This is a genomic window from Methanobrevibacter sp. (assembly GCF_045541095.1).
GTDB lineage: Archaea > Methanobacteriota > Methanobacteria > Methanobacteriales > Methanobacteriaceae > Methanocatella.
In genome coordinates, this window is record NZ_JAZQIJ010000154.1 from 1 (window position 1) to 24,135 (window position 24,135).

At 37.1% G+C, this 24,135-nt stretch carries 1 protein-coding gene; it reads left to right on the plus strand.

What is annotated here, in order from left to right:
• Window positions 1-15 precede the first annotated feature (15 nt).
• Complete coding sequence (locus tag ACKI2P_RS06585; RefSeq protein ID WP_407376150.1) at window positions 16-23,718, plus strand: Ig-like domain repeat protein; 23,703 nt, start codon at window positions 16-18, stop codon at window positions 23,716-23,718.
• The last annotated feature ends 417 nt before the right edge of the window (window positions 23,719-24,135 follow it).

The window sequence follows — 24,135 nt, forward strand, 5'->3', positions numbered from 1 at the left end:
TGGAGGGGGTGTATTATGAATAAAAAAGAGATATTGATGATATGTTTTATTGTCTGTTTTATTTTCTCACTTCAGGCGGTTGTCGCTGCCGATGTCGGGCAAAATAGCACAGATACGGTAAAGGCAACTCATGATATTGAAGTTGTCGAAAGCAGTAATGTCTCTGCATATTCACTTCCTGACTCAAATCAAATTCTGCGGGCTGGAAATGAAAATGCAGGAACATTTACAGACTTGCAGAACGATTTAAATACGGTCGGAACTACCGTAACACTGGAGAAAAATTATACTTACAGTGATAGTGATAATTTAGCCGATGGTATAACTCTTCCAACTTCCATAACAAAAATTGATGGACAGGGAAAAGTTATCCTCGATGCTAATCATCTGGCCAGAATATTCAATATAGATAGTGGACACGCTGTAACATTAACCGGAATTACATTTGTCAATGCTAATGCTAATGGAAATGGAGGGTCTATTAATGCATCAGGTGCAATAACCATTGAAAACTGTAATTTCATAAACAACACTGCTAGTGGCCATGGTGGTGCAGTATATCTGGATCACCCTGACATGAGTGTCATTTCAGGCTCTGATTTCACAGGAAATGTAGCAGGCCTTAACGGTGGTGCAATAGACTGGAGTGCAAACTCACACAATGGTATTGTAAGGGATTCCACTTTCACAAACAACACTGCTCACCGTAGTGGTGGTGCTATACATTGGAGTGGTCACTATGGAACTATTACAAATTCAAATTTCACCGACAATAATGCTACTGGAGATAAAGTTACTACTATCAATGGTGTTCTTGGTGGTGGAGACGGTGGTGCTGTTATATGGGTAGGTAGTAATGGTACTATCAATAATAATTGTAGATTTGTTAATAACACTGCTGCTTACCGTGGAGGAGCAATATTCCTACATGGTAACTCTACAGAAAACTGTACAAATGTAACTGTAGATGACTGTTACTTTGAAGGTAATGATGCAGGTTTGAATGGTGGTGCTATTAACTGGCAAAAGAACTCTACTGATGGTAAATTAACTAATTCTATTTTCATCAACAATACTGCTGCACGTAATGGTGGTGCAGTATTCTGGTATGGTATTAATGGTATTGTAACTGGTTGTGAGTTTACTAACAATACTGCATGGGGTACTGTTGATAGTGATGATAGACAATATGAAGATGGTACTCCTATTGAGAATTATATTGATGATCAAGGTAATGAGGTACTTGGTGGTTCTGGTGGTGCTATAGTATGGACTGGTAGTATTGGTTTAATAAGTGATTGTAACTTTACATCTAATAATGCTAATAGGTCTGGTGGTGCAGTATTCCTTAGGGATAATAGTAATACTACATTTAAAAACAGTCGTTTCATTAACAATACTGCTCGTATAAATGGTGGTGCTCTTAACTTTAATAGGTATGCGCGTAATGGTACTGTTGATGCTTGTACTTTTGAAGGCAATATTGCTAATAGGTCTGCTGGTGCTATATTCTGGTTTGGTCGTACAGGTACTATTACAAACTCTAACTTCACTGATAATAAAGCTTTAGGTATTGAATGGGATTATGACTCTTATGGTGTTTTAACCAATGGTGGTTATGGTGGTGCTATCATGTGGACTGGTGCTAATGGTATTGTAGATAACTGTAGGTTTGAAGATAATGAAGCTGCAAGACGTGGTGGAGCAGTTTACCTGCAGGGTAGTGATTTAGGTAACTGTACCAATACTACATTCAATAAATCTACATTTATAAGTAATCATGCAGGCACTAACGGTGGTGCTGTGGACTGGCACGAAGGTGCATCCGAAGGTCGTATCTACTACTCCACATTTATAGACAACACTGCTAATGCTAATGGTGGTGCAGTATATTGGAGAGGTCACAACGGTCAAATCTTATACTCAAACTTCACCCACAATATTGCATTAGGTTTAAACAAAGGAACATATAATAAATCAGGTGAAGGTGGTGCAATCTACTGGGCAGGAATGAACGGTACTATTGAAAACTGCAGATTCATTGAAAATGAAGCTAAGAAAAACGTTAATATGAATGCAAGCGGACGTGGTGGAGCAGTATATCTGGAACCTTGTGAACACGGTGATCTCAACACCACCTTCATAGATGATTACTTTGCATTTAACACTGCTGATATGAACGGTGGAGCAATTACATTTGATGTAGGCGCTCATAACTGTGTAGTTGACAACTCCAATTTCATAAACAATACTGCAAAAAGATCAGGTGGTGCAATCTTCTGGAATGGTGTCAACGGTACCATCAAATATTCAAAATTCTACAACAACACTGCTTTAGGTACTGTAAACGGAACCAGCGTGCTTGGTGAGATTACATATGGTGGTGACGGTGGTGCAGTACTATGGGCAGGTGCTTTAGGTGATGTCGAACATTCCAACTTTGTAAATAACACTGCCGCTAACCGTGGTGGAGCAATATTCCTTCATGCAAGTGACAGAGCTTGTGAAAACACTACATTTAAACATGATTACTTTGCAAACAACGTTGCAGGTCAGGACGGTGGTGCAATCAACTGGAATAAAGGTGCACGTAACGGTGTAGTCGATGATGTTATATTCTTTAATAACACTGCTAGACGTTCAGGTGGTGCAATCTTCTGGAATGGTATTAACGGTACACTCAAAAACTCCAGATTCATAAACAACAGAGCAACCGGAGAAGCCTGGGAATACACACTGTCCATAACCATGGATGATATTCAAATCGTTACTGATCCTGATTTCTTCAACACCAAACCTACATCTGTTGACGGAAAATTATATGTACTCAATCAGTCAGTTTCAACTGAAATAGATCATTTCGCATCATATGTCGCTCATGATAATGGAACAGATATAATCTGGCTGAAACTTGATGAAGAAGATATTTTACGCTCAAAATCTATCATATCTCCAGTTGACTGGGCGATTGACCAGTACTATGGTGGAGACGGTGGTACTATCCTTTGGAGTGGTGATATAGGTCTTGTATACAACTGTTCATTCGTAGATTCCAACTCCGCACGTCGTGGTGGTGGAGCATACATGACCGGAAGTAACAACGTAACCTACGACCTCTGTAACTTCACACACTGTACGTCCGGAACAAACGGAGGAGGTGTGGACTGGCTTGCAGGTGCAAACTACGGTAAAATCTACAACTGTATTTTCAATGAAACCAGAGCAGCACGTTCAGCAGGTGCAATCTACTACGACGGTGACTATGGTGAAATGAAAAACATCACAATCATCAACACCAAAGCATGGGGAGGATCCCTCAAACAAAGTGACGACAAACTTGTAAACTATGCCGGATGGGATTCAAGCCACTGGGATACAAACACTACTGGAGGGGATGCAGGAGCAATCATGTTCACTGGTGACCATGCATATCTCTACAATGTGACATTTACCAACTGTACTGCTACTGGTCGTGGTGGAGCGGTCTTCCTTCAGGACAATACCAACATCACTTTCGATTTATGTACATTTAAAAACAACCGTGCTTTAGGTATTGCAAACAACACATATAATGATGCAAGAGACACTTCAAGTGGACTCAACAAATGGTACACTGGTAACGGAGGTGCTATCGGTTTCGACAAGGGTGCATCAAACGGTACAATCAAAAACTCATACTTCTTCAACAACACTGCTGCACGTAACGGTGGTGCAATAAGCTTTTCCGTCAATTCTACAGATGCAGATATTTTCAACTCCTCATTTGTCAACAACACTGCTTACAGATCTGGTGGTGCAATTGAATGGGACGGTAACAATGGTAATGTAAGCTACTGTAACTTCACAGGAAACAGTGCATTAGGAACTGCAATCAGTACTGATTATGCTAACATTACTAGCTTAAGTGATGTTATAAATAGAACTTCTCTTCCTAAACCTTCCATTGCTACCGACAATAAATTGTATGTTCTTGTAATTAAAGAAGGAGATAAAAATGTCAGATATGAATTGTATGTATCTCAAGTTTCAGATATGCACTACTGGTTGAAGATTGACGAAACCACTGAAACCGGTCCTTCTCCAATCGATTGGGCAATTGATGAGTACTTCGGTGGTGACGGTGGTTCCATCATGTGGAGTGGAGACAATGCACACATTGACAACTGTATATTTACCGACTCCAATTCCGCTCGTCGTGGTGGTGGAGCATACATGACTGGTGGAGACCATGTGGAATATACCAACTGTACCTTTGAAAACTGTACTTCAGGTACCAACGGTGGAGGTCTTGACTGGTTGGCCGGTGCTAACTACGGTAAGGTAATTGACTGTAACTTCACCAATACACAGGCGGCCCGTTCTGCAGGTGCAATCTACTACGACGGGGACTATGGTGAGTTCAGAAACATCATAATCATGAATACCACTGCTCACGGTGGTGACCTATATGAAAGTGAAGACGGCAAAGTCAAATATGCCAGATGGGACTCCAGCCACTGGGATACCAACACTACCGGTGGTGACGGTGGAGCAATGATGATTACTGGTGACCACATTAAGCTTTATAATGTAAACATCACAGATTCCACTGCTGCAGGCCGTGGAGGAGCAATATTCGTACAGGACAATGATAATGTAACCATTGAATTATGTACATTTGAAAACAACCATGCGTTAGGTACTGCCAACAACACATACAATGATCATCATGACACTTCAAGCGGCATTAACAAAAACCTAACAGGTCACGGTGGAGCAATTTCATTTGACATAGGAGCTAGTGACAGTTCAATCATAAATTCCACATTCATCAACAACACTGCTGTGCTCTATGGTGGTGCAGTCCACTTCAGGGAAGGAGCAACTGAAGACAAAATCATAAATTCCACATTCGAGAAAAACTATGCTAGTGAAGATGGTGGTGCACTATTTGTAAACGGTTTCGATTGTGAACTGCACAACTCCACATTCTACGACAACTATGCTGGTGACGATGGTGGTGCAATCTACTGGAATGGTGGTGACGGTATCATACATAACATCACCTGTGTAAACAACAGAGGAATAAGTTCTCACGGTAACTCCAAAGGAGGGTCACTCTGTCTTGTAGGAGACAACATGGTTCTTTCCGACTCCACTTTCAACCAAAGCTATGCTAAGGTAACTGGTGGAGCAATTTTCGCAACAGGTAACTATGTAAACATTACAGGATGTGACTTCTATGACTGTAACGTAAGCAATTCAACCGGTGGTGCTATCCAGATTCTCGGTGACCATATTTTAGTCAGCGACTGTACTGTCGAAGAATGTCACGCTACCTACGGAAGCGCAATCTATGCTGAAGGACAATATACCCAAGTTGTCAATTCCACATTCACCCGCAACAATGCAACCGAAGACGGTGGTGCAGTATATGTTTCAGGTGACTATTCTGAACTGCACAATTCCACTTTCACATACAATATTGCAGGCGATGATGGTGGTGCAATCTACTGGGAAGGTGACTACGGTACTATCTACAATATCACCTGTGAAAACAACAAAGGTATCAGTTTGGATGATTCCAACTCCAACGGAGGAACAATCTGTATTACAGGTAATGACATTACCCTTTCAGAGTCCACATTCGTAAACTCTTCTGCAGTATCTTACGGTGGTGCAATTTACGTTACTGGTAATCGCGTAAGCATTGAAACTTCTGAGTTTGAAACATGTAATTCAACCACCCAAGGTGGTGCAATCTATATTTTAGGTAACGAAACTGTTATTTCACAATGTATTTTCGAAGACTGTATCGGTACACAAGGTGGTGCAATTTACGTAGAAGGTGACGATGCTACCATCTCTGCAAACATTACTGATACTCATGCAATTGGAGCAGATTCATACGGTATAACTGTTGACTACAAGTTCTACAAGGATATCATCAAAGTGGTTAAAAGGGAAATGGATTCAATGATAACCTACTTTGAAAATATGGGTAATGAAACTATCTCCGATGCAGACATGAAAAATATTAATAAAACTTTACACGATCTTCAAACTGCTATTGACAATATCCTGACTAATGATGGAATCAACACAACCAACCGTACAATAGCCATTAACTTATTAGCTGAATTGAATGAGACATTGACTCAATTGAACGGAACTTTACCATCAGGAAACGACAAGAATAACATTATTAAACTGCTTGGTGATGTAAAAGATATTGACGAAGAATTCGATTATATAGTTGCCGTTTCAGAAAGTTTCGATGTTCATGATGATATTTTAAGTGATATTGAGGCTATAATCGCTGAAGTTAATGATTTGTCTTCTGCTGAGGATAAGAATGATTTACTATCAACATTAAATAAACTTAAAGAAGATGTTGAGAGAATATTGGATGGAAACACATACAATTCCACATATGTTGAAGATGCTTTAAAATTATTAGATGAACTTAATGACAAATTGAAAGAATTAAATGAAACAGCATCAGGCAATGACAAAACAATTGTAGATAACTTGCTTGGTGAAGTGAAAGATACTGCTGGTAAATTAAACAGTCTCTCTGACCTGGTTGTAGTTCCGGAAGTTGTAGCAAGCGGTGGAGCTATTTACATTTCAGGTAATGAAGCACTTATTGAAAATTCCGTAATAAACAGCACAGATGCGGTTTACGGTGGAGGTATTTACATTACAGGTCACGACGTAACTGTTGACCGCTCCGAATTCATTAACCTCTACTCTTCAGAAGACGGTGGTGCAATCTATATTACCGGTCAAGCAGGTAATCTGTATAATTCAAAATTCATAAACAACACTGCCGGAGATGACGGTGGTGCAATCAACTGGGATGGAAACTACGGTACAATTTACAACATCACATGTGAAAACAACAAAGGAATAAGCTTAGACGGGTCCTCTTCAAACGGAGGTACCATTTCACTTACAGGTAATGATACATCCATTGAAAAATCAAGCTTCAAAGATACATATGCATTGATTTCAGGTGGTGCAATATTCGTTACAGGTAACCGCGTAAACATTACAGACTCAGAATTTGAAAACTGTAACGTTTCAATGAATATTGCCGAAACCGGAAAATCTTACGCTAATGGTGGTGGAGCAATTTATGTAATGGGTAACTCTTCAAATATTGTAAACTGTACTTTCGACAATTCCGATGCTAGAGAAGGTGGAGCCATTTATGTTCAAGGACGTGATGTAACAATCAATAAATCCAACTTCACTGACTCCACTGCGTTTAACGGTGGTACAATTTACATTCACGGAGACCGTGCTATTGTTATAGGATGTATTCTCAACAATACCATTGCAGGTGATGATTCACATGCTCTATTTGACGAAAACCTTGATGTATCCGCTTTCGAGGAAGGGCTTTTAGGTAAAGGTGGAGCCATTTATATTAAGAGTGAAAATGCACAAATCCTTGATACAACTATTACTTTGAGTAACGCAACCTTTGAGGGTGGTGCAATTTATGTAGAAGGAAACAATGCTACAATTTCTGTTGACTTTGTAGACTGTGGTGCAGGTTACCCTATTGAGTGGGTAACTCCTGACCGTGATGTATTCAAACCTCTAATAAGCAATATCTTAATTAGAGTTAACGGACTTATTGCATATAATAATGATATTAATAATGGATTTAGTGATAATTTCACCAATATTTATAATTTAATATATTCCATCAGAGAAAAGCTTGTTAATAAAATATTCAATAATAAAATTTTAAATGTTGATAACCTTCATGCAGCAATAGACAATCTAACAGAACTTAGCAATGCTATCCCTCTTATGGTAACAGACACTGACCTTTTGAATTCCTTGGAATTATCAAGTCTTATACAATTATTACGCGATATTCCTGACGATGGTACTTATAACAGTTATTACAACAGTAAGGTAAAACCTGTTTATGATGGTCTTGCTACAAGAATGAATTATGCATATATCCTAGGTAATGATAATAGTTATCTTTACAAAAGATTACAACTCATTAAAAACAATCTTGTTGATAAGATATTCATAGGAAATTCACATACATTCAATGCAGCTAACCTTAATGCGGCTATCGGTAATTTGACAGAAGTATATGACTGTGTAAAATATGCAGAAAATGACGGTTCATATGATGAATTTTTAAATAATCTCAGCATTGCTAAAGGAACTTTACAATCAATTCCAAGTGATGCTACTTATAGTGCCTATGATGATGTTAGAAAGACCGCTTCAAACAATATTAATTCATTAATGACTTATTCACGAAGTATTAAAAATAATTATGTGGCATATAAAAATAATTTAAATACTCTAAAAACCAAGTTAAATAATCTGCCTAAACAAACAACTCTCAGAGAATTTAACCGTGCAGTTTATGATATTAGTGTGATTATTAATAATATTGAAGCTAACCTTGACTTGCTTTTGGAGGTATATGCAGGAAATGACCTTACAGATGTATTAAATAATTTCACATATGTCAAATCACAAATTACACTTATTCAAAATGCTGGTGAAAGCCTCCAGAATCTGGGTGTTAGTGGTGGAGCCATTTATGTTGCAGGTGATGACACCAACATCACAGGTTCCACATTTCTGAGATGTCTTGCAAGTAACGCACTTAAAGGTGAAGGTGGTGCAATCTACATCACTGGTGCTAATACTACTATTACAGGTTCTGACTTTATGAACTGTTCTGCTCCGGACAACGGTGGATCTATTTATGTTAACGGTACAAATGCTAAAGTAGAAAAATCCACTTTCAATATTACTACTGCTGAGGTTGGTGGTGCTATTTACATTTTAGGTAGTGAAACAACTATTGACTCTTCCAGCTTCGTTGATTCATCTGCTGATTATCGTGGTGGTGCTATTTACATTGAAGGTTTAAAAGCTACTGTAAAAGATTCCAACTTCACCGATTCTGAAGTTACTGGCGGAATATTTAATAACACTAACCCTCGTGGTGGTGCTATTTACATTAAGGAAAATTATGCTACTGTTGAAGGTTCCATTTTCAACAATTCTTCCGTATCAACAACTGTTGGTGATGGGGGAGCCATTTATATTGAAGGGGACTATGCTAAGATTTTAGGTTCAGAATTCGAATATTCCAGTGCACATGTTGGTGGAGCGATATACCTTGAAGGTGATTCTTGTAACGTAAGTGAATCTACATTCACATATTCTCTTGCTAATGAAAATGGTGGTGCAATGTATTCCACTGGTTCAAAATCTACTGTATATAATTCTAACTTTACAAATAACTTGGCGGAGTTGAGTGGAGGAGGTGTATATTGGTTTGGTGGATCTAAATCTAAATATAATACTGTTGATGGTTGTATTTTCACAAATAACACTGCACACGGTAATACTGGTGATACTAGTGTTACAAGAGGTGGGGGTGCTATTTATTGGTCTGAAGGTGGAGAAAGAGGTACTGTTAAAAATTCCGAATTCTATTATAATTCTGTTCAATCCACTATTGATTGGAAAGTGGATGGTGGAGCTGTTTTATGGGATAAGAGTTCACATGCATTGGTTGATAATTGTACTTTTATAGGCAATTTTGTTACCACTAATGGTGATTCATCAAGTACAACAGCTGCATCTTGCTGGGCTCAAGGAGGAGCTATGTATTTAAGACCAAATACTAATTATACTGTAAGGAATTGTCTATTTGAGAATTGTTCTTCATCTAAGGAAGCTGGTGCATTGTATATACAAGGACAAAACTCTGGTAGCCGTATGATTTTACTTGAAAATTCAGTATTCAAAAATAATGTTGCTTATGCTAATGGTCAATATAACATCAATGGTGGAGGAGCGATTCAGATTAAACAGTGCTATAATGCTGTATTTAATAATCTTACATTTATAAACAATACTGCTAATAAGGGTGGAGCTTTATGTGTATATGATAGTGTCTATAATTTAGTAGTAACTGGTGCTAATTTCACTGAAAATAAAGCAAATAGGGGATCTGCAATTTCTGCATCAGTGACTTTCACATTAAATGATGCTGTACTTCTTGATAATAGGGCAGATACCAGCACATTTGACTTGACTTTAGATAGGGCAGGTAGCACTATCGACATATTATTGGAAGGAAATGATAATCGTTTAAATGCAATGTATGTTAAAGGGTCCAAATCATTTTCTGTAACTTGTAATAATGTTACATATTGGACTGATAATAACATATCAATTGGTAAGACCAATGTTACATCCAGTCCTCAATCTTCTGGAGATATCCCTGTTCCTGAAGCAGGTATAAGCATAACTGTCGAACTATTTGATGCAAATAATAATAAATTGAATGAAGGCAATGACATTTTCGCAACAGATGCAAATGGTGAACTTCACCTAATCCCAAGTGATTTCGGTTTATCTTCATTTGAAAATGTCTATGTGAAAGCACGCCTTACAAATGAGAATTACTACACTCAAGTCGAGGCCACAACAAGACTACCGGCCAGTATGGAAGCCAATGCACATAACGTAACCTACCATAGAAATGCAACAGTTAATGTGACAATCACTCCAAGTTCCGGCCATCCAGCTACTGGAATCGTTTCAGTCTACTATGGTGATGTATTCTTAGGAAACATCACTATTGACAATAATGTTGGAATAAGTGATGAAATCTTAACAAACATTACTGCAGACAAGTTCCTTGAAGTGGGTACACATAATCTTACCTTGAAATACTGGGGTGACCTGTACAATGACGCTATCAACATAACCGTTCCAATCAATGTAACAAAAGCCCAATCCAACATAACATTCACTTTCGATGAGATGGGTTATAATCTGTTTGTAAATGTCACAATTGTTGATCAGTTCGATGGCAAGTATTATGAAGATGCTAATGGAAACGTAACAGTTACTGTTTATAGAAAGGGCACAACACTTCCAATGTACATTAAGACAGTTTACCTTATCAATGGTACTGGCTCTACATTCTTTGATTTGCTTCCTGCAAACTATACAATTAAAGCCGAGTATCATGGTGATGATAACTACAACGCTTCAGTCAATTCAAGCGATGTAGAATTACATAAAAAAGAGGATGTAAGAATCCTCATTGATATAAATGCAACAGATATCATGGTTGACGAAACAGTTTATATCAACATTACTGTTCTCACAAATTCAATTCCTGCAACAGGCAATGTAACTCTTTATCTGGACAATAATAAATATATACTACCTTTAACAGATTCAAAAGCCACATTCAATACAACAGGATTGTCTGAAGGATTTAAAATAGTAACTGTGGTGTATGATGGTAGCAAAGACTTGCAGGCAAACTACGGAGATGCTAATTTCACTGTACTCAAATACAACACTACATTCTCAGTCAATGTCACAAACATTACTCATAATCAAAAAGAGATTATAAATATCACATTCGTCAACGAAACTGAAGGTGTTGTATACATATACGTTAATGATGGAAACTATTCAGCTATTATCAACAACCGCACAGCAATACTCGAGCTTTCAGACTTGACTGTAGGCGAATACAATGTGACTGTTAAATTCCCTGGAGACTGGAAATATAATAATGTCACCAACATGACAAAATTCTATGTGGAACAAATTACTCCAGAGATTGTCATCGATGTCGACAACGTAACATATGGTGATCCAACAAAAATCATCATAACTCTTCCGGATTGCGTTAAAGGGGATGTATCCATCAAGATTGATGGAACTCCATATGGAACTCCTAAACAGATTGAAAATGGAAGGGTCGAATTCGATTTAGGCAACTTGAATGCTGGAAACTACACTGTAGAGGCAATATACGGTGGAGACATCAACCATACTGAAGCAACAATCGAGAAAAAATTCAGGGTCTATAAGGCCAACAGAACTGTTGAAATCGAAGTTCAAGACATCGTTTACGGATCAGCAGAACATATCACTGTCCATGTTGATGCTGAAGGAAATGTAACAATCACTGTAAACGGCAAATCTGAAACAATCATACTTGATAATGGTGTTGCAGAATTGGACGTTTATAACTTGGCTGCAAAAACATACACAGTTGATGTGACTTATAATGGAAATGAAAATTACAACAAATCCAGCGCAAGCGAAACATTCGATGTGGCAAAAATGACTACCTCTTTGGATGTCCAAGTTCATGATGGCCTTGTTCGAGGCATGGAATACCTCAACATCACAGTTAGAAATTCAACTGGTGGGGTTGCTAAAGCCCTGAACGGCACTTTAACACTTTATATTGATGGTGTTAAACGCACAGCCAATATTATAAACGGTATAGCTTCATTCAACAGTACTGAGTTCAATAGTGTTGTCGGAACAAGAGTAGTATGGGCATTCTTCGAGGGTAATGTAAACTTCACAGAAAGCAAGGCAATGAAAACATATCAAGTCACCACAAGAACCTTATCTGATGATGAATGGAATGTAACTGCCAAGAATATTTATGTGGGTCAGGCAGGAAACATTACAGTCAATCTTCCTAAGGATGTTACAGGATTTGTAGAGATTGAAGTTAAGGCTTATGGCGGTTACAGGGATGACACCTATTATAAAATGCCGGATGATGGTGTAGCGGTCATTTATCCTAAAGATTTAAGAGAAGGAATGTATCACGTATATGTGACTTACATAGGAACTGATTATGAAGAAAGCTATCTTGATACTTACTTCAGAGTATCCAAAGCGCAAGTCAATGTTACAATAGATGTAAACGATACAGTCTATGATAATTCATCAAATATCGTTGTTTATGTTGATGAGGGTGTTGAAGGAAGCATCACACTTAAGATTAACACAACAGTCATTGGAACATTCGCTATCGTAGATGGTAAAGTCAACACTACCGTTAAATTGGGTGCTGGAAACTACATTGTCTATGCCGAATATAACGGCAACTACATGTATCTTGATAATAAAACAGAATCAAAATCCTTCACAGTTGAAAGAGCAGTTCCAGTAATTTCAATTGATCCGGTAACCGTAGATGCAAATACTAGCGCTATCATCATAGTCCATATCAACGATACCGCTACAGGCACAATGAACATTACAGTCAATAAGAAAAACTACACTGCAGTTATTGACAATGGCATTGCAAGATTCACAATTGATGTTTTACCTGCAGGTATTTACAATGTCACTGCCAACTACTATGCTTTAACAGATACCAACTACACTACAGGTTCAAAATATATTGAAGTAGGCGTAACTGTCAATAAGGTTACTCCTTATCCAATGAATGTTTCTGCAGTTGATGTTGCAGTTGAAGCCAACACAACCATTGTTGTTTGTGTCCCTACTGATGCTACAGGTAACGTGACAATATGGGTAAACGGAACCAAGATGAACAAGACAATTACTGACAGTTCTGGTAAAGTAGTATTCACTCTGAACAAAACTATTGAAGGCAAATACACTGTCAATGCTACATTAAGCGATGCTAAATATGCTAATCAAACCGTCTACACTACATACTATGTATACAAAGTCGACACTCCATTAAGCATTGGAGAAATATCACAAATTATTTATGTAAACGACACTGTTACAATCACTGTCACTGCTCCAAGTGACCTTAAGAATAATGTAACTATTGAAATCAATGGAAAATCTTATAATTATACTAATAGAAATGATAATACATTCACTTTCACTGTTCCAAACATTACCTATGGCAACAAGACAGTTGTGGCAATCTACGGCGGAGACAATAAATACAAATACAACTCCACTACCAGAAACTTCACTGTATCTAAACGTGCTTCACAGGTTAATGTGACTGCTGTTGGTAATAGTGTTGGTAATAATGCTACTATCAGTGTTAAAGTTCAAAGTAATGCTACTGGTTATGTGACTGTTAATGTGAATGGTACTAATTATACTATTAAATTGAATAATGTTGGTGAAGGTTCAGTTAAAATTGCAGGTCTTGGAAATGGTACTTACTATGTCCATGCTACTTACCTTGGTGATGAACAGTACTTAACTAGTGAAAATAATACTGAAACCTTTGAAATGGTTAAAGTTGCTCCTGAAATTACTATTGTTGCTCAGAATGTAACTTATGGAAACCACACAGTTATTGTTGTTAGTGTTTCTGGTGCAACTGGAAATATTACTATTAGAATTAATGAAACTGATAAAGGCGAATTCACTTTAGTAAACGGTAAAGTTACTTTCGATGCGGGTGTTTTAGGTGTTGAAAATTACACTGTATATGTAAGTTACCTTGGTGATGATAAATACGCTACTGGAGATGCTCAAAAAGACTTTAATGTTTCAAAAGCAACTCCTACTATTGTAATCAATGAAGTAACTGTTGATGCATTAACAAATGCTAGTGTAATAGTCACAATCAACACTGATGCTTCAGGTAAAATGAATATTACTGTTAATGATAAGAATTACACAGCTGATATTATAGAGGGTGTTGCTACATTTACTGTTGATGTTTTACCTGTAAATCTTTATGATATCGCTGCAACTTATGCTGGTGATGACAACTACACAGGTAAAGTTGAAACTCTTGCTGATGGATTGAATATAACTAAAGTTCAAACTTATAAAATGAATGTAACTGCTTTAGATGTGGTTGTTGGAGAGAATACCACAATTACTGTGCATGTTCCTAAGGATGCAACTGGAACTGTAACAATTTGGGTAAATGGCACTAGCAAAGTCAACTCAACTATTGTTGATGGTGTTGCTACATTTACATTAAATAAAACTGCTGCTGGAAGATATGTGGTTAATGCAACTTTAAGTGATGTGAAATACGCTGATCAAACTGTATATACTTCTTACTTAGTATCTAAAGTTGAAACTCCAATTACAATAACTGTTGTGAATAAAGATACAATTAAAGTTGGAGATACTGCGGTTATCACTGTTGAATTGCCTGATGAAATCGCAGGTGAAAAAGTAACTATTGAAATCAACGGCAAATCATATGAAAATGCAACCAATGCAGAAGGATTTGCTACATTCAACGTTCCATCTGTAACCTATGGAAATAAAACAGTTACTGCAATCTATGCTGGAAACAATAAATATGTTAACAATGCTACTACTGCTAACTTCACTGTAACTATACGTGCTTCACAGGTAAATGTGACTCCGGTTGGTAATAGTGTTGGAAACAATGCTACTATCAGTGTTAAAGTTCAAAGTAATGCTACTGGTTATGTGACTGTTAATGTGAATGGTACTAATTACACTATTAAATTGAATAATATTGGTGAAGGTTCAGTTGAAATTGCAGGTCTTGGAAATGGTACTTACTATGTACATGCTACTTACCTTGGTGATGACCAATACTTAACTAGCACAAATAACACTGAAACATTTGTAATGACTAAATCTGATGTAATAATGAACATTACTGTTGAGGATATTAACTATGGTCAGGCTGCAAATATTACTGTTAACATTACTTCCGATGCTACTGGATTTATAACAATCAGAATCAATGAAACCACTTCAATTATTTTACCTATTGGTAGTGGTAAAGTCAATTGGATTGTTGATGGTCTTGCAGCTGATAACTACACAGTTTATGCTACTTACTCTGGTGACGGTAAATACAACGTTAACAACACAGATAAAGTCAACAAGTCATTTGAAGTTAAACAAATTGCTCCTGGTGTTGAAATCGTTAAAGTGATTTCTCAAGCTGGTGGCAAAGCTACTGTGATTGTTAAAGTTGATCCAAGAACCACAGAAAATGTAACTGTAACTGTAAATAATGTTCCATACAGTGTCAAACCTGATGATGCAGGTATTGCTGTAATCATTACTGATGTTTTAGAAAACGGCACTTACACAGTTACTGCTAGATACGGTGGCGATAAAAACTTCACAGATGGTGAAGATTCATTCACATTCACTACTAACAAGACTTCCGATTATGAAATGAATATTACTACTGGCGATATTGAAGTTGATCAATTAACTAATATTACTGTTAATGTCCCAGATGATGCTAAAGGAATTGTTATCGTAAACATTAACGGAACTAACTACACTGCTGTTATCCATGATGGTAAAGCAGTATTTAATAATGAAACTGGTTTAGGTGCAGGCAGATACAACATTACTGCTTACTTCGGCAATGATAAATATGCTAACAGAACAGCAACTGGCGTATTCATTATAAACAAACATGAATCACCTGTTACTATTGCTGCTGTAGACATTAAAGTCGGTGATGTTGCCTACATTAATGTAACTGCTCCTAGTGATAATGTAACTATTGAAATTAATGGTAAATCTTACACAAGAACTAAATATGAAAATGGTGTTGCTTACTTTGCTGTTCCTGCATTGGCTTACGGCAATAAGACTGTAACTGCAATCTACGGTGGATCAGACAAATACGTTGCAAACACAACAACTGAAAACTTCACAGTCAATAAACGTGCTTCACAGGTAAACGTTACTGGAGATGTCATTATTGTTCGTGAAAATGCTACAGTTAAAGTAAATGTAACTCCTGGTGCTACAGGTTATGTTGTTGTAACTGTAAATAATCAAAACTACACAATCAACCTGACAGAATCTCAAGGTTCAGTTGATATTGCAGGTCTCAATAATCAAACCTACTCAATAACTGTAACCTATCTTGGAGATGACCAATACCTTTCAAGCAGTAACAATACTCAATTAATTAAAGTTAACAAAGTTGATTCAACTATTAATTTAACAGTGTCTGAAGATGGAATAATTGCTAATGGTTCAGATGTTAACATAACTGTTGAAGTTCCTATGGATGCAACAGGTAAAGTTGAAGTATCTTTATGGAATGGAAATGAATTAATCAAAACATACGCTGTATATGTAAACGAAGGTAAAGGATTATTATACCTTGACTCACCTGCAATCGGTCTTTACAATGTAACTGCAAGATACCTTGGAGATGACAAATACCTTGAGAGCAGCAATAAAACTTCATTTGAAGTTTATGAAACTGTAGAAGAGTTAATCATTGATGTAGAAAACATATTTGTAAACGATACTGAAAGAATCTTTGTAATTATTCCGGGTTATCATGCTGGAGAAGTTACAATAATAGTCACAAATGCCACAGGCGAAATCATAAGGCAAAATGTAACTATTGATGAAGGTTCAATAAGTATAGCTAGATTGCCGTTAGGATTACTGCCTGAAGGTAAATATGATGTAAGGGCAATATATGTTGAAGTCAACGGAACAAAAACAATTTTACATAAAGGAACAGATTCATTCAACGTATATAAACTTGCTTCCGATATACAAATTACAGAAATTGTAAGCAGCACAGTCGGAAACGATGTAATTATCAGATTGGGCATTGACCTGGACGGACGTGTCGATGACGGAAACATAAGCGTATGGGTAAACGGTGTTGAATATAAAACAACTACCGATAATCTTGAAATAACACTTAAAGATTTGAATGCATCCGCTTATAATGTAATTGCAGTATATCATGGAAACAAATGGTACAATGAATCCAAAGCAAATTCCAGCTTTATTGTAAATAAAAACCCAATTGCTCTTGCTGTTGAAGTCTCCAACTCTGATGTTGGTGAAATCGAACAAATAAACGTAACATTAAATGAAACTGATGCAACAGGAGTGGTCTTACTTGACATTGGTGGAAATAGCTACTATGCAAATATAACTGGTGGTGTTGCAGTATTCCGTATTGAAGGCCTAAAAGCAGGCACATATAACTTCAACGCAACCTATCTTGGAAACTACAAATATTATGGTAACAATACAAAATCATCCACTGTAATTTCCAAGCTCCCAACCACATTCGTGGTAAACGGAACCGATATTACATTCGGATCTGATGAGTTAATCAAATTCGAAACAGCTGACAATATTACATCAGTCGTTAAAGTGGAAATTGATGGCAGAAACTACACTGCATTCATAAGTGAAGGTAAAGGCAACCTGACTGTTTCAGGATTGTCTGCAGGCAGTCACAATGTCACAGTCTATTTCGAAGGAAATGATAAATTCTCAAATGCAAGCGCTAAAAATAACTTCACTGTAATGAAAGGTTCTGCAGAAATTGAAATTGCTGTTGACAATGTAACTTATGGTGAAATCACAACAGTTAATGTTTATGTAAATGCAACCGGAAATGTAACAATCAGAATTGACGGAATCGTAGATGAAACTGTTGATATCATTAATGGTGTAGCCACATTGCCTATAAGTGGATTAAATGCAGGCAACTACACAGTTGATGTAACATATAATGGTAATACAAATGTGTCTACAAAAGACGGCAATGCTGACTTTACAGTCAAAAAGGCAGCTCCTGAAATTGTAATTGAAGTTAAAGATATTCCTTATGGTGATGTTGAATACATTATAGTTCATGTAAATGCTGAAGGAACCGTGACCATTAGAGTTGATGGTGAAGAAAGAACATTGACTACAGAAAACGGCAAAGCAATATTGCTTAGGGCATCAAGATGGGCCGTTCCTGAATATAATGGAAACGCTACTTTGGAAGTACGTGGCCTTGCTGTTGGAACATATCCTGTTGAAGCAACATTCAATGGAAATGCAAACTATGAAAAAGCAACAGCAACCTCTGAATTTGATGTATATGCTAAAAACACTACTGTAAGTGTTGAAATTGAACCTGAAATTAAAGTTGGTGAAACTCAGGTAATCAATATCACAGTTGATAATGTAGACGCTTCAGGTGAAGTAATCATAAATATTGACGGTAAAAACTACACCGCAACACTCACAAACGGTTCAGCTAACTTCACAACTCCTAAACTTGCTGCTGGAAACCACAGTGTAGTTGTAATTTATGAAGGAGACAAAAACCTGAACGGAAACTGGACTTCAGATACATTTGAAGTAACCAAATTAGAATCAGACTTAACAATTAATGTAAACAATAATACTGTCGGCGAAAAACAGACAATAACTGTAAATGTAACCGATGGCGCTACTGGATATGTTGGAATAACCGTTGGAGATAAAGAATATAAAGTGGATTTAGAAAACGGTATTGCAACCTTAGAATTAGATGGATTAACAAATGGAACTTATGAAATTGTCGCTAAATACTATGGTGATGACAACTACACAACATCACAAAAATCCGCACAGTTCAACATAAGCAGAGTCAACTCCACAGTATCTGTAAAAGCAGATAACATAACTGTCGGAGATAAGACTGTTATTGCAATCACTGTTCCTCAGGATGCAACAGGAAACGTAACTGTGAAAGTTGGAGAAAGTACATACATTGTTCCAGTCGCAAACGGAACTGGAATACTGGTATTAAACGACCTTGATGTTGGCAGTTACCCAATCGATGTAACCTACAATGGTGACGATAAATACTTGCCTAACACAAACTCCACAACATTTAAAGTATCCAAAGTAAATGTCACAGACATTAAAGTAATTGATCATGAAAACGGAACTGTAGTGGTTGTTGTAGGAGACAATGCTACAGGTAACGTAACAATTAAAGTTGGAGATAAGGAATATAATGCTACTGTTGTGAATGGTACTGCCGTTGTTACTTTGGATGGTAATGTGACTCCGGGCACTCACGAAGTTGAGGTTATTTACTCTGGTGATGATACTCATGAAGGAACTACAACATATGCAAACATTACTGCTCCGAAATACGATGCTCCAATCGAGATTGAGGTTGGTGAGGCTAAAGAGGGTGAACCGGTTACAATTACTGTGACTGTTCCTGAGAATGCTACAGGTAATGTGACAGTTAATGTTGGTGGAAAAGAGTATAACGCTACTGTTGAAAACGGTAAAGCTGTTGTCACTATTCCGGAATTGGCTGCTGGCAATCACACTATTGCTGTTGAATATCATGGAGATGACAATTACACTGCAAGTTCTACTGTTGGAAATGCTACTGTTGAGCCTGCTAAGATTGTTCCTGACATGAAGGTTATTGATCAAGGAAATGGAACTGTTGTGGTTGTTGTTGGTGATAATGCTACTGGTAATGTGACTGTTACTGTTGATGGTAGAAATTACACTGCTGAAGTCATTAATGGTACTGCTGTTGTTACTTTGGATGGTAATGTAACTCCTGGTACTCATGAAGTTGAAGTAATCTATTCAAGTGATGATACTCACGAAGGTGCTTCAGCTACAACTAACATTACTGCTCCGAAATATGATACTCCAATGTCAATTGAGGTTGGTGAGGCTAAAGAGGGCGAACCGGTCAATATAACTGTGTCTGTTCCTAAAGGTGCTACCGGTGATGTAATCATTAGTGTCGGCGGTAAAAACTACACTGCTCCGATTAAAGATGGTAAAGCTAGTGTGGCTGTTGATGGAATTTCTGCTGGAGATCATACTGTTGCTGCTGAGTACTTCGGTGATGACAATTATGTTGCAAACTACACCTTAAGCAACTTAACCAATGATAAAGCCAAAGTCAATCCTGACATGAAGGTAATTGATCAAGGTAATGGTACAATTGTGGTTGTTGTTGGTGATAATGCTACTGGTAATGTGACTGTTAGTGTTGATGGTCAAAATTACACTGCTGAAGTGATTAATGGTACTGCAGTTATCACTTTGGACAATAACGTAACTCCTGGTACTCATGAAGTTGAAGTAGTCTATTCCGGTGATGAAACTCACAATGCTAGTTCAACTGTTACTAATATCACTGCTCCGAAATACGATACTCCAATCGAAGTGGAAATCGGTGAGGCTAAAGAGGGTGAACCTGTCACCATTACTGTGACTGTTCCTGAAAATGCAACAGGTAATGTGACTTTAAGCGTTGACGGTAAAGATTATACCGTACCTGTTGAAAATGGTAAAGCAGTTATCACAGTTCCCGAATTGAGTGATGGTAATAAGACATATGTTGTTTCATACTCTGGTGATGATAACTATGCTCACAATTCTTCTGTTGGCAACTTCACTGTAGATAAAGCCAAAGAAACTTCCGGTATAACTGTCGTTGACCAAGGAAACGGTACTGTTGTGGTTGTTGTTGGTGATAATGCTACTGGTAATGTGACTGTTACTGTTGATGGTAGAAATTACACTGCTGAAGTTGTAAACGGAACTGCAGTTATCACTTTGGACAATAACGTAACTCCTGGTACTCATGAAGTTGAAGTAATCTATTCAGGTGATGATACTCACGAAGGTGCTTCAGCTACAACTAATATAACCGCTCCGAAATATGATACTCCAATGTCAATTGAGGTTGGTGAGGCTAAAGAGGGCGAACCGGTCAATATAACTGTGACTGTTCCTAAAGGTGCTACCGGTGATGTAATCATTAGTGTTGGCGGTAAAAACTACACTGCTCCTATTAAAGACGGTAAAGCTAGTGTGACTGTTGATGGAATTTCTGCAGGTGACCATACAGTTGCTGCCGAGTACTTCGGTGATGACAATTATGTTGCAAACTACACATTAAGCAACCTAACCAATGAAAAAGCCAAAGAAACTCCGGATATGAAAGTAATTGACAAAGGAAATGGAACTATCGTCGTTGTCGTTGGAGACAATGCTACAGGTAACGTGACTGTGACAATCGATGGTCAAAACTACACTGCAGAAGTTGTAAACGGAACTGCAGTTGTAAATCTCGAAAACATAACTCCTGGAACTCATGAGGTTGAAGTCATGTACTCAGGTGATGAAACTCACGATGTGGGATCTGTAAAAACCAATGTTACAGGACCTAAAGCAGACACTCCATTCGAAGTGGCTGTTGAAAACATCAAAGTAGGAGACAAAGAAACAATTGTTGTAAGTGTTCCTGAAGATGCAACCGGTGAAATCACAATAGAAATAGACGGTGAAAAATACACTGCCCCTATTATCGATGGTAAGGCAACATTCACAGTTGAAGGATTTACCGACGGTAAAAAATCAGTATTTGTAAGCTATGGCGGTGATGAAAACTACAATGCAAACACAACTACAGTGCAATTCAATGTAAGCAAACGTGATTCTACTTTAATTGCAACAATAGAAGATATTGAAGTCGGTGACAACTTGACAGTTACTGTAAAACTGCCAGAAAACGCAACTGGTCAGGTATTGATTGATATTGATGGTGTAGGATATTATGTAAACGTAACCAACGGTACAGGAACATGTGAAATCCCACGCCTGCCAAGCGGTGAGTACAATGTGACATTAACATACACTGGTGATGACCAGTATGCTCCAAGTTCTGCTTCAAAAACATTCAAAGTAGATAAAGTGGAATCATTTGTCATTCCGACAGCATCAAACATTGTTGTCGGTGAAAACGAAAATGTCAAAATAGTTCTTCCGGCTGATGCAACAGGAACCGTAACTGTAGTTGTTGATGGTAAAAACTACATAACTGCCGTAAGTGACGGTAAAGGCGAATTGATTATTCCAGGTCTTTCCAAAGGAGAATATGAAATAACCGTAATTTACAATGGTGATGAAAAATACTTGCCTTCCACAAACACTACAATATTCACAGTTTCAAAAATAGATACCACAATGGAGGTAATCGATCAGGGTAACGGAACAGTTAAAGTGATATTGCCTAGTGACGCTACAGGAACTGTGACCGTAACTGTTGACGGCAAAAACTACACTGCAGATGTTGTAAACGGAACTGCCACAATTGTACTTGATGATGTCACTCCTGGAAAACATCCTATAACAGTTTCATACTCAGGAGACAATGAGTATGCAAGCAAAAAACAAGATGCAACTGTAGATATTCCTAAATATGATACTCCAATGAGTGCAACAGTTAATGATATCAGTGTTGGAGAAAAAGCAGTAATTGTTGTTAATGTTCCGGATAAAGCTACTGGTGAAATCACAGTTGAAATTGATGGTAAAACTTACACTGGTACAATTAAAGACGGTAAAGCAGAAATAAGCATTCCTGATTTGTCTGCTGGTGACAAAACTGCTATAATCAAATATGCAGGTGATGAAAACTATCTTGAAAACTCAACATCAGTAAGTTTCAAAGTATCTAAAGTCAACCCAACAATTAAAGCAACTCCAAAAGACATTACTGTAGGTAAAGATGAAGTAATCACTGTTGATGTGCCTAAAGACGCTACTGGTCAAGTACTTGTAGAAATCAATGGTGTAGGATATTATGCAGACATTGTAAACGGTAAGGCAAAAGTCATTATTCCAAAACTTGATGCAGGCAAATACACTGCAAAAGTAACCTATATCGGTGATGATAAGTATAATGAAATTTCAACAACAACTAAATTTACTGTTAAAAAGGTTTCAACAGGAATGTCAGCTACCAGTGATGAAATATATGTCGGTGAAGATGCTTCAGTTTCAATCAAACTTCCTAAAGATGCAACTGGAACTGTAACAATCACAGTTTATGGTAAAAAATTCAAAGCTACTGTTTCAGATGGTAAAGCTGTATTTGTAATCTCTGGTTTGCCTGAAGGGGTATATGATGCTGTAGTTCATTATTCCGGTGACGACAAATACAATGCAACCACTACACGAACTACAATTATAGTTCATGATGATCATAACGGCACACCTGATAACGGTGAACATTCAAGCCATGTTTCTCCAGAAGCTGGTGAAGGAATCGATTTGTCAACTCATGCAACCGGTAATCCAATTTGGATATTATTACTGATTGTACTTGCACTAGGATCAACTCAAATTAGAAGATTTAGGAAATAATTTTTCCTACTTTTTTTCTTATTTTTTTACAAAATTAACAAACTTTATCGGTTGATATAGCTAACCCAATTATTTTATTATTATTTAATCATTAACTATCAATTTAATAAAACACACGATTTAAATTTATAGATAAATTTCATTTTAATTCAATATATTCATAGCTACTTTCAATTAAAATGCAAGGGGAGTGTCCGCTATTTTCTCCTTTGAAGTTTTTTAATTTAATTTTTGAAATCTATGATTTTATCATTTTCAATTACGTAATTATTAGTCCATTTGTTAAATATATTCATATTTAGGTGTTGTTTTTGTTTTTCTTTCTTTATTTCTTTTAATATTTTGTTTAGGGTTTTATTGTTGATGTGTTTGTGTATTTTTTTGATGTTGTGTGTTATTGTTGTTCGTGTCATTTCA

Bases quoted from the DNA above. Each gene is read 5' to 3' on its own strand.
- ACKI2P_RS06585 (WP_407376150.1), top strand. From the start codon at position 16: ATGAATAAAAAAGAGATATTGATGATATGTTTTATTGTCTGTTTTATT.